Genomic DNA, 11,274 nt, shown 5'->3' on the forward strand with positions numbered 1-11,274 from the left:
AGGCTTTTATGAGTGTCCAAGATTTGGGGGGCAGTTCATTTTTCAGACGACCTTTTTTCATTGAACAAGAAAAATAATAATCTCGCTAAGTACCAAACAAAACTCAGTGCCATTTGAATAATTTCAATTTTTTTCATAAATTCAATTAAAAAGCATTATTTTATCTGGCAACTCTGCTACCGCACTATCTTTGTCCGCATGTGGCGGCAGCTCTTATTCTGCTGTTTACGACGAATACGGAAAAGCCTTTGCCGACATTCCTAAAGGCGGTTGATGCAGGCATAAAAGACCTGATGCAAAAATCATTTGAGCAAACTAAAGCAGCCTTGAAAGATATGCCTGCCGATCAAAGAGACGCTACCTGTAAAGCAGCTTTGGATGGATTGAAAGGTGATGCCCCTGCCGCTTCTCCTGAAGATAAAGCCTAAGAGGCAAAAGAAGCTGCCGAAGAAGCGAAAGACGCTGCGGTAGAAGCCAAAGACGAGGCTGCGGCAGCTAAAGAAGAAGCTAAATAATACGAGACATCTTATAGCGAAAACGGATTCCGACTACTCAGAATCCGTTTTTTTTATTTATACCTTTCAATCTGCAATTTGCTTTCAGACGACCTTTAAGGTGGTCTGAAAATTTAAAACGGCAAACCTTCAATTAGATGAACGCGCACACTCTACGATTTGATTTTAAAGTTCCGCATGATTTGCAGGTAGGTTGTGTGACGCAGCCACGCACACGGTCGGTTGGGGGTAAAGCTACGAAAAAGCAGTTTCGGCCAAAGTTGAGCATTAGTGTGACGTGAAAGAAGCGAAACAGGTTATCAAAGAATCCATCGAACGTTGGAACAAACAGGCATAATGGTTTGAAATCATGACAAGAAGTCGTCTAACAAATTGATTTTAATAAGTTTTCAGACGACCTTTTTTGATTTTTGCAGAGACAAACAAGGCAGGTTGAATTGTTTGGCCGCACTCTGGATTTTGCCGTAGCCGCAATTTGAAGAATGTAGGTCGGATTCCCGAATCCGACATTTATAGCGGTTTAAATTTAAACCGTTAAATTGTTGCCGACATAATCGGAAAAAGGCAGAGAGTTGAAGGTTTGTCGGATATTAGTATCCGACAAACCGTTTTCAGACGACATCAGAGGTCGTCTGAAAACTTTGAAGCGGCAAACCATGAATCAAATAACCGCGTGCGGTCGGTTTGGTAAGCAGGCTACGGCTTGCTGACGTTTTCAGGCGACATTGGAGATCGTCTGAAAAGCTTGGCGTAGGTCGGATTCTCAAATCCGACATTTTGGGCATTGTTGCAATGGATTGAAATGACGGGAGTTAAAGATTTTGTCGGATACAAGTATCCGACCTACGCTTGCTGTACGCGAAGCCGACATGTTCCACAAGCAGGCGCGATTTTGGGTTGGCGAGTTTGACGGTGAAAAAGAATGTGCCGCCGACAGTGAAGTTTCTGCGATAACGCGCCATAGGATTTTTGTTTGTGGTTTGGGTGTTGGAGAAGGAATGGTTTGTTGTTTTAAGGTTTAACTTTGTTGAAGTTGAGGTTTTCAGACGACATTGGAGGCCGTCTGAAAGGGCTAGCTTCAACGAAGTTAAAAGTTGAAACACGGTAACTCGTCAATCAACTAACCGCGTGCGTGCGTACCGCACACACACCCTACGCGTTGGTTTTGAAGTTCCGAGTGCTTCAAAGGTAGGGTGTGTGGCGCAGCCACGCACGCGATCGGTTGGATATGCAGGCTACGGCTTGCTAAGGCATATGTTGTACCCATCCGTTATATGTATTAAGATTAAAACAATTTTTTGCAATTTGTTGAATTTCATACTGAACATTATTAAATAAATTTTCTACCCTATATTTAGTGGCAGCAGGATAGTATTGCAAACCCGATTTTGTATTCCATACAATAACAATTCTTACTGCATCGCTACTTATCTCTCTAGAACGATCAGTTCTTTTGTAAACAGAAGAATAGATTAAAATCCAGGCTGCTTTATTTCTTAAATTAAATTTATATACATACTCCCAGATTGTGTTTGAAGAGTTACTTAATTCTTCAGAAACCTCCTCCCAATAAAGTAAATTACCTGTATTTGCAATATCACTTAAACATTTTTGAAACTCAGATTTCCAATACGGACGATATGCCATTGTTAGAACCTTTTTAATAAAATGGATATTATTTAGTTGTAATGTGATTAGCATTAACTAGATATACTTAGCTACATTTTCAGCTTTTTGACAAAAGTCTTGCACATCGAATTCAACTATACTTGCAGGTGTACTATAAAATTCCTTAACTGAAAAAATAATAATATGCGAATTATCTGCTTCGATACGAAAATTCATGTTTCTTTTTTCACGATGTTTAAATTTTGTTATTAGTTTCTCAAAACAAATATCACTATTTGGATTAGGTAAAATTGGTGTCGTGATAATTGATTGTCTTTCAGTTACATTTGCTGGTTGATACATTTTCCCACAATCCTCACCTAGACTTCTTTGAAAATCTGAATTTCTAAAATTTACATTTTCTCTATGGTCATCTCTGAAACGTAGAATTTCATTAACTATAAAATCAAAGCACTTGAGTGCCTCCTCGCTAACTATATTAGCATTTTTTAGTGAATTATTTTTATAAAACTTAATAAACTCAGACGAACATACTCTTAGCGTATTAATACTTTCCTTAATTTTAATGTCAAACATATTTACCTCGTTCAATGAATAATACTACGGTTTATCTTAAAACCACCTTCAAATACTTCCCAGTATAACTCTCCTGCACCTTCGCCACCTGCTCAGGGCTACCTTTCGCAATAATCCTTCCCCCACCGTCACCGCCTTCCGGCCCTAAGTCCACAATCCAATCCGCGGTTTTAATCACATCAAGATTATGCTCGATAATCACAATCGAGTTGCCTTTGCCTTTCAGACGACCTATGACTTCCAGCAGCAGCGCGATGTCGGCAAAGTGCAGGCCGGTGGTGGGTTCGTCGAGGATGTAGAGCGTTCTGCCGGTGTCGCGTTTGGAGAGTTCCAAGGCGAGTTTGACGCGCTGGGCTTCGCCGCCGGAGAGGGTGGTGGCGGATTGGCCGAGGCGGATGTAGCCGAGGCCTACGTCCATCAGGGTTTGTAGTTTGCGCGATACGGTGGGGACGGCGTCGAAAAATTCGCGGGCTTCTTCGACGGTCATGTCGAGGACTTGGCTGATGTTTTTGCCTTTGTATTGGATTTCGAGCGTTTCGCGGTTGTAGCGTTTGCCGTGGCAGACTTCGCAGGGGACGTACACGTCGGGCAGGAAGTGCATTTCGACTTTAATTACGCCGTCGCCTTGGCAGGCTTCGCAGCGGCCGCCTTTGACGTTGAAGGAGAATCTGCCGACGTTGTAGCCGCGTTCGCGCGAGAGGGGGACACCGGCGAAGAGTTCGCGGATGGGGGTGAACAGGCCGGTATAGGTGGCGGGGTTGGAGCGCGGGGTGCGGCCGATGGGGGATTGGTCGACGTTGATGACTTTGTCGAGGTGTTCGAGGCCGCGGATGTCGTCGTATGGGGCGGGTTCTTCTTGGGCGCGGTTGAGTTCGCGGGCGGTGATTTTGGCGAGGGTGTCGTTAATCAGGGTGGACTTGCCGCTGCCGGATACGCCGGTGATGCAGGTAATCAAACCGAGCGGCAGTTCGAGGGTGACGTTTTTGAGGTTGTTGCCGCGCGCGCCTTTGAGGACGAGTATCCGGTCGGGATTGACGGGTGTGCGTTCAGACGGCACGGCAATGGATTTTTTGCCGCTGAGGTATTGTCCGGTAACGGATTTTTCGCATTTGGCGACGTTTTCGGGCGTGTCGGCAATCAGTACGTTGCCGCCGTGTTCGCCCGCGCCGGGGCCCATATCGACGACGAAATCGGCTTCGCGGATGGCGTCTTCGTCGTGTTCGACCACAATCACGCTGTTGCCCAAATCGCGCAGGCGTTTGAGGGTGGCGAGCAGGCGGTCGTTGTCGCGCTGGTGCAGACCGATGGAGGGTTCGTCCAAAACGTACATCACGCCGGTTAAGCCGCTGCCGATTTGGCTAGCGAGGCGGATGCGCTGGGCTTCGCCGCCGGAGAGGGTTTCGGCGGAGCGGGAGAGATTCAGGTAATCCAGCCCGACGTTAATCAGGAAGCCGAGCCGTTCGGTGATTTCTTTGAGGATTTTTTCGGCGATTTGTTTTTTGTTGCCGTCCAAATCCAGCGTTTCAAAGAATTGGTGGGTTTTGGTCAGCGGCCAGGCGGAAACTTCGTGCAGCGGTTCGCCGCTGACGTAAACGTAGCGCGCTTCTTTGCGCAAACGTGCGCCGCCGCAGCTCGGGCAGGCGCGGTGGTTTTGGTATTCGCGCAGTTTTTCGCGCACGGTTTCGCTGTCGGTTTCGCGGTAGCGGCGTTCGAGATTGGGGATGATGCCTTCGAAGGCGTGGCTGCGGTTGAAGGTGGTGCCGCGTTCGGACAGGTAAGTGAAATCAATGACTTCTTTGCCCGAGCCGTGCAACACGACTTTTTTGACTTTTTCAGGTAGCGTTTCCCAAGCAGCCTGCACATCGAAACCGTAATGCCGCGCCAGCGACTGAATCATTTGGAAATAGAACTGGTTGCGCTTGTCCCAGCCGTCAATCGCGCCCGTTGCCAACGACAATTCGGGATGCGCGACCACTTTTTCGGGGTCGAAGAAATTAGTGTTGCCCAAGCCGTCGCAAGTCGGGCAGGAACCCATCGGGTTGTTGAACGAAAAGAGGCGCGGCTCTAATTCGGGCAGGCTGTACGAACACACGGGACAGGCGAAACGCGCGGAAAACCAATGTTCTTCGCCGCTGTCCATTTCCATTGCCAATGCGCGCTCGTTGCCGTGGCGCAGCGCGGTTTCAAAACTTTCCGCCAGCCGCTGCTTGATGTCCGCCTTCACTTTCACGCGGTCGATGACGACGTCGATATTGTGTTTGATGTTTTTTTCCAGCTTCGGCACTTCGTCAAGCTGATAGACTTCGCCATCCACGCGCACCCGCGCAAAGCCCTGCGCCTGTAAGTCGGCAAAGAAATCGACAAACTCGCCCTTACGCTCGCGTACCGCCGGCGCCAAAATCATCACGCGCGTGTCTTCCGGCAGCTTCAACACAGCATCGACCATCTGCGACACGGTCTGGCTGGATAGCGGCAGATTGTGTTCGGGGCAATACGGCGTGCCGACGCGGGCGTACAAAAGGCGCAAGTAATCATGGATTTCCGTAACCGTGCCGACGGTAGAACGCGGGTTATGGCTGGTGGATTTTTGCTCAATGGAAATCGCGGGCGACAGACCCTCGATCAAATCGACGTCGGGTTTGTCCATCATCTGCAAAAACTGCCGCGCATAGGCGGACAGGCTCTCGACATAACGCCGCTGCCCTTCGGCATACAGCGTGTCAAACGCCAGCGACGATTTGCCGCTGCCCGACAGCCCCGTGACTACCACCAGCTTGTGGCGCGGAATGTCCAAATCGACGTTTTTCAAATTATGCGTGCGCGCGCCGCGGATGCGGATGGTGTCGTTGTCGCGGGCTTCTGAGTGGGGAGTTTTGCTGTCGTTTTGATGATGGTGGTTACACATGGTCGGACTGTCTTAAGCGGCTAAAATAAAACGGCTATTGTAACACTTTTCGCTTGGGTTTCAGATTGCGGAAGGTCGTCTGAAAAGCGGAGGAGACAGGTTTTCAGACGACCTTCTTTCGCATTCCGTCCGAAAAACGGGCGCAGCCGCTAAAAGCGTATCGGATTCCGTTATAATGGCGGCGATTTGAATAAAATTTGAATAGAAAAGGATTGATTTATGAACCGTCTGTACCCCCACCCGATTATCGCCCGCGAGGGCTGGCCGTTTATCGGCGGCGGTTTGGTATTGAGTTTGCTGGTGTCTGCCTGCTGCGGCTGGTGGTCGCTACCGTTTTGGATTTTCACCGTATTTGCCCTGCAATTTTTCCGCGATCCCGCCCGCGAAATCCCGCAAGATCCCGAAGCGATTTTAAGCCCTGTTGACGGACGCGTCGTCGTCGTCGAGCGCGCGCGCGATCCTTACCGTGATACCGAAGCGTTGAAAATCAGCGTGTTCATGAACGTCTTCAACGTCCACTCGCAAAAATCGCCTGCCGACTGCACCGTAACCGCCGTCGAATACAATAAAGGCAAATTCCTCAACGCCGATTTGGACAAAGCCAGTACCGAAAACGAACGCAACGCCGTACTGGCGACCACTGCGTCAGGCCGCGAAATCACTTTCGTCCAAGTCGCAGGCTTGGTTGCCCGCCGCATTTTGTGTTACACCAAAGCAGGCGAGAAACTGGCGCGCGGCGAACGCTACGGCTTTATCCGCTTCGGTTCGCGCGTCGATATGTATCTGCCGGTTGACGCGCAGGCACAAGTTGCCATCGGCGACAAAGTAACCGGCGTGCGCACTGTTTTGGCGCGCCTGTCGCTCCAAGCCCCTGAAGCTGCGGCACCGACTGAATCCGCAAGCGCCGCACAAACGCAAACGCGCGCTCCGGCGCAAACCGCTGCCGAAGTTGCTCAATCCGAAATCGAAGCGGCTGCCGATAAAGTCCGCAATGCCGCTAAGCAGGCTTTAAAGGATTAAAACCTTCCCACAAACAAAAAGGTCGTCTGAAAATGAGTCGAGCGGGTCGCGCTCAAACCTTTCAGACGACCTTTTTATATGGTTGCAAGGACAAAAGACATCCGTCCTTACCATCCCCTGTCCGAATATCCTGAATCTTGCGGAACAGAGTAACCGCCCTCTTCCGATGCAGGCGGATAAGAACCCGGATACACACCGTCGTCTGAAACAGGATGGCGGTTTTTACCTTTATCCTTTTCTTTGTCTTTCTTTTTATCTCTGTCGGGAATGACGGCATCAATAACTGCGCCCGTACCTTTGACGACAACCTTGCCCGCCGTCATGACGGTCGTTGCCGCCAAATCGACTGCCGCCCTGACGACGCAGCCGTTCAGCGCCAGGCGGACCAAAGGCAGAAGCAAGGTTTTCATCTTCATTTTCATGAATGCGAACATCCGCAATGACCGTCATGCCCGCCATCACAGCCCGCCGCGTGTTCGTGCCACGCGTCATCGTCGCCGTCAAACTCTTCCATTTCGTCAAACTCACCGTTTTCGACCAATTCGACCAGCTCTTCCAAACTTTGCGCCCCTTCCACCCAAAAACATGGAATATCGGGCGGCGTATCGGATGCCAGCAGGGCTGCATCGCCCTCGTGCCAAGCTATCCAATAGCCGTTGGCCGTTTGAACAAATTGCGCGTCGGGATGAATGGTTTCGCCTTCGGTGCCAACCAGCATACGCTCGGCAATTTCAGTCTGATAAGGCAGGATGTTCATAATCTTCTTTCTACGGTCGGTAAAATCCATATTGTAGCCGAAATTTCTACTTTCATTGCGTCCCGCCCATTCCTGCTTGAAGCTTTGTTTCAGGCGGCGCATAATCCCCGATTATTTTCAATAAATCATCCACTGCAAAGGAAATCGGATGCAAAACTACCTGACCCCCAATTTTTCATTCGCCCCCATGATTCCCGAACGCGCCCTCGGCAGCCGCGTCTGGGATACCGAAGGCCGTGAATACATCGACTTGTCGGGTGGCATTGCGGTCAACGCGTTGGGACACTGCCATCCCGATTTGATTGCCGCGCTGGCGGAGCAGTCGCAAAAATTGTGGCACATTTCCAATATCTACACCACCAAACCCGCACAGGAATTGGCGCAAAAGCTGGTAGAACATACCTTTGCCGACAAAGTGTTTTTCTGCAATTCCGGCGCGGAAGCCAACGAAGCCGCGCTGAAACTGGCGCGAAAATATGGGCGTGATCATTTTGGTGAACACAAAACCGAAATCATCTCCTGCCTGAACAGCTTCCACGGACGAACGCTGTTTACCGTCTCTGTCGGCGGCCAGCCCAAATACAGCAAAGACTATGCGCCGCTGCCGCAAGGCATTACCCATGTTCCGTTCAACGATATTGCCGCATTGGAAGCTGCCATCAACGAAAACACTTGCGCCGTAATCATCGAGCCGATTCAAGGCGAAAGCGGCATCCTGCCTGCCACGCAGGAATATCTGCAAGCCGCGCGCCGTTTGTGCGACGAACACGGCGCATTGCTGATTTTGGACGAAGTGCAAACCGGTATGGGGCATACGGGCAAACTGTTTGCCTACGAGCATTACGGCATTACGCCCGACATCATCAGCTCCGCCAAAGCATTGGGCGGCGGCTTCCCTATCGGCGCGATTCTGACCACTGACAAAATCGCGCCGACCTTCGGACCGGGGACGCACGGTTCTACTTTCGGCGGCAATCCGATGGCGTGCGCCGTTGGTAGTCGTGCGTTCGACATTATCAACGCGCCGGAAACCTTAGCTCATGTTGAAAAACAAGGACAAAAATTTCAGACGACCCTGCGGGAATTGGGCGAGAAAACCGGCGTGTTTAAAGAGGTCCGCGGTATGGGGCTGCTCATCGGCTGTGTGTTGGCGGACAAATACAAAGGCCGCGCTTCGGAAATTACCGCCGCTGCATTGAAACACGGCCTGATGGTATTGGTTGCCGGAGCCGACGTCGTGCGCTTCGCCCCCAGCCTGCTGCTAAACGATGAAGATATGGCGGAAGGGCTGAAACGCTTGGAGGCTGCATTAACTGAATGGATAGCCTGATTTAAGAAATTATGAACCAAGGCTTTCTTGGTGATTTCAAAAATTTTTCAATCACCATGGCTTATTTACATTAAAGGTCGTCTGAAGACAAACAAAACAGGTTTTCAGACGACCTTTTTTGTACCTTTCCTTCATCATATAAAACAACATTTCCCTACATTGTCTGTCATTTGATGTTTGTTAAAAATTTTGCCGACTATTCGTGTTACGCTTCGCAAACAAATTGATTTTTCAAGGGAAAGGAGCAGGATATGCCGTCATTGAGAACGCAAATCGCCGGTTTTTCTTTTGACAACTGTCTGATGAACGCCGCAGGCGTGGCGTGTATGACCGTAGAAGAATTGGAAGAAGTCAGGCAATCCGCCGCGGGCAGCTTCGTCACCAAAACGGCGACGCTGGAAGCGCGTGCGGGCAATCCCGAACCGCGTTACCGCGATGTACCGCTGGGCAGCATCAACTCCATGGGTTTGCCGAATCAAGGCATTGATTACTATTTGGATTATTTGCTGAGCCTTCAAGAATCGCAGCCCGAACGGACATTTTTCCTCTCGCTGGTCGGTATGTCGCCCGATGAAACACACACGCTGCTGAAAAAAGTGCAAAACAGCGGGTTTAAAGGCATTACCGAACTCAACCTTTCCTGTCCGAACGTCCCCGGCAAGCCGCAAATCGCCTACGACTTTGAAACGACCGAGCGGATTTTGGGCGAAGCCTTCGGCTACTTCGACAAGCCTTTAGGCATCAAACTGCCGCCGTATTTCGACATCGTCCATTTCGACCAAGCGGCGGAAGTGTTCAACCGCCATCCGCTGAAATTCGTCAACTGCGTCAATTCCATCGGCAACGGCATGTATATCGAAGACGAATCCGTTGTGATCCGACCTAAAAACGGCTTTGGAGGCATAGGCGGCGAATACATCAAACCGACCGCGCTTGCCAACGTCCACGCGTTCTACCAAAGATTGAATCCGTCCATCCAAATCATCGGTACAGGCGGCGTTTATACCGGTCGCGATGCGTTCGAACATATCTTGTGCGGCGCGAGCATGGTGCAAATCGGTACGGCGCTGCATCAGCAAGGTGTCGAAGTTTTCGAACGCGTTTCGCTTGGCTTGAAAGCCATCATGGTACAAAAAGGCTACGAGACGCTCGAAGACTTCAAAGGCAAACTGAAATATCTGGGGTAAGTCTGCTCGGATGAAGGGGAAAAGGTCGTCTGAAAACCTGAATCGGGCTTTCAGACGACCTTAGTATTTACGCATTCAGAAATACTCTTCATCTCCCGAACCCGGGTAACTTGCCAAACAACCATTTTCTTTACATGCAAAGCTTTTCTGCGCTTTTTGATTGACATCCCATTCCCAAGAACGGTAAGCGGATCAACACCATCTACGAAAGCGGAACGAACCAATAAGAATCTTTTTCGCTGCCATATTTTTCTTTTACCCCACTAAAAGCGAAGTCATACTGAGCGAACCTGCGACAAGGTTGTCGTTGAAAAACGTAATGGCATCATCCGGTTCGCGCAATGCCATGATGCAAAGAAAAGGCAGATAATGTTCCGGCGTCGGCACGGAGAGCATCGCCTTTTCGCCCAGCCGTTCGTAATGAATCAAAGTGTCGTCATCCCGCTCAACAATCGCCTGATTGACCGCTTCGCGGAACGCAAACGCCCAATCATAACCCGCGCCGATTTGATTGATATGCGCCCTGCTCATCACGCTCAGATTATGGATAATATTGCCGCTGCCGATAATCAACACACCCTGTTCGCGCAAGGCGGATAATTTTTTCGCCAAATTGAAATGCCATTCCGCCGATTGCGAACGGTTCAGGCTGAGTTGTACCACAGGAATATCAGCATCAGGATACAGAAATTTCAACACCGCCCACGCACCATGATCAAAACCGCGTGTCGGGTTCAGTCCGACATTTTCCGGCTGCAATAACGAGCGCACCTGCTCCGCCAATTCGGGCGAACCGGGCGCCGGATACTGAACTTGGCTCAGCTCTTCAGGAAATCCGTAAAAATCGTAAATCATTTCAGGATGTTCGCCCGATGTAACCTGCAAACGGCTGCTGTACCAATGCGCTGAAATCATCAAAATCGCTTTGGGTTTGGCAAACTTTTGCGTAATCAGGCTGAGATTTTGGTTGAACGGATTTTCCTTATCCAACACATTCATCGGACTACCATGCCCAACAAACAATACAGGCATTTTTTTCATCATTGCCTCCTTAAAATATTTGATGAGGCGGATTGTACGGATAAATGATTAAGCAATAAATCTCAATTTATGAACAATATAATTTCCCAATAGGAAATGATGAAGTATTCTTTGGCTTTGCTGCAAAGTTAAAAAGAGGTCCGAAGATTCGGATTTCAATAGCAATACCTAAATCAATCTAACAAATCTGCCTAAAAGCACTTAATTCTATGACTGATAACTCAACGCCAGAATATTATTTTTTAATAGCAAATTGAGACCTTTGCAAAAAAGCCTTTCCCCCAACAGCCGAAACCCAAACACAGGTTTTCGTC

The 11,274-nt window shown here is 49.5% G+C and carries 10 protein-coding genes and 1 pseudogene; 4 read left to right on the plus strand and 7 right to left on the minus strand.

Going from position 1 to position 11,274, the window contains the following annotated elements; translation table 11 throughout:
- The first annotated feature begins 154 nt into the window (after window positions 1–154).
- Window positions 155–515: pseudogene (locus HMPREF2907_RS00240) on the plus strand (DUF5339 family protein).
- Window positions 516–1,327: 812 nt separating this feature from the next.
- Here HMPREF2907_RS00240 and HMPREF2907_RS12775 read toward each other — a convergent pair.
- From HMPREF2907_RS12775 to uvrA, 4 genes are all read right to left on the minus strand, one after another.
- Window positions 1,328–1,618 (minus strand): hypothetical protein, encoded by a 291-nt coding sequence (locus HMPREF2907_RS12775; protein WP_168165185.1) that lies wholly within the window; start codon window positions 1,616–1,618, stop codon window positions 1,328–1,330.
- Window positions 1,619–1,760: 142 nt separating this feature from the next.
- Window positions 1,761–2,162, minus strand: coding sequence for a hypothetical protein (locus tag HMPREF2907_RS00245; protein WP_070679068.1), 402 nt, complete (start codon window positions 2,160–2,162; stop codon window positions 1,761–1,763).
- A 57-nt stretch (window positions 2,163–2,219) separates the two neighbouring features.
- Complete coding sequence (locus HMPREF2907_RS00250) at window positions 2,220–2,720, minus strand: hypothetical protein (protein WP_070679069.1); 501 nt, start codon at window positions 2,718–2,720, stop codon at window positions 2,220–2,222.
- Window positions 2,721–2,751: 31 nt separating this feature from the next.
- Entirely contained in the window at window positions 2,752–5,625 is a 2,874-nt protein-coding gene (gene uvrA, locus HMPREF2907_RS00255) for an excinuclease ABC subunit UvrA (protein ID WP_070679070.1), read from the minus strand.
- 219 nt (window positions 5,626–5,844) lie between these two features.
- On the opposite strand from uvrA, the gene HMPREF2907_RS00260 reads away from it, so the two are divergent.
- Window positions 5,845–6,645, plus strand: a complete 801-nt coding sequence (locus HMPREF2907_RS00260; RefSeq protein WP_070679071.1) for a phosphatidylserine decarboxylase — start codon at window positions 5,845–5,847, stop codon at window positions 6,643–6,645.
- 107 nt (window positions 6,646–6,752) lie between these two features.
- Here the strand turns inward: HMPREF2907_RS00260 and HMPREF2907_RS00265 are convergent, their stop codons facing one another.
- Together HMPREF2907_RS00265 and HMPREF2907_RS00270 are read right to left on the minus strand one after the other, a co-directional pair.
- On the minus strand, window positions 6,753–7,055 hold the full coding sequence (locus HMPREF2907_RS00265; protein WP_318258961.1) for an NF038104 family lipoprotein: 303 nt from the start codon (window positions 7,053–7,055) through the stop codon (window positions 6,753–6,755).
- A gap of 8 nt (window positions 7,056–7,063) precedes the next feature.
- Entirely contained in the window at window positions 7,064–7,402 is a 339-nt protein-coding gene (locus HMPREF2907_RS00270; RefSeq protein ID WP_070679073.1) for a general secretion pathway protein GspG, read from the minus strand.
- A gap of 148 nt (window positions 7,403–7,550) precedes the next feature.
- Between HMPREF2907_RS00270 and HMPREF2907_RS00275 the strand changes: the two genes are divergently transcribed.
- Both HMPREF2907_RS00275 and HMPREF2907_RS00280 read left to right on the plus strand, forming a co-directional pair.
- Window positions 7,551–8,732 carry an aspartate aminotransferase family protein gene (locus tag HMPREF2907_RS00275; protein ID WP_070679074.1) on the plus strand — a complete coding sequence of 394 codons (1,182 nt, stop codon included), beginning with the start codon at window positions 7,551–7,553 and terminating at the stop codon, window positions 8,730–8,732.
- A gap of 251 nt (window positions 8,733–8,983) precedes the next feature.
- A complete protein-coding gene (locus tag HMPREF2907_RS00280; RefSeq protein ID WP_039410011.1) occupies window positions 8,984–9,919 on the plus strand; it encodes a dihydroorotate oxidase in 936 nt (311 codons plus the stop codon).
- A gap of 255 nt (window positions 9,920–10,174) precedes the next feature.
- Here the strand turns inward: HMPREF2907_RS00280 and ygiD are convergent, their stop codons facing one another.
- Window positions 10,175–10,960, minus strand: a complete 786-nt coding sequence (gene ygiD / locus HMPREF2907_RS00285) for a 4,5-DOPA-extradiol-dioxygenase (protein WP_039410012.1) — start codon at window positions 10,958–10,960, stop codon at window positions 10,175–10,177.
- Between the last annotated feature and the right edge of the window lie 314 nt (window positions 10,961–11,274).

This window comes from Neisseria sp. HMSC055H02 (assembly GCF_001813335.1).
Taxonomy (GTDB): Bacteria; Pseudomonadota; Gammaproteobacteria; order Burkholderiales; family Neisseriaceae; genus Neisseria; species Neisseria sicca_C.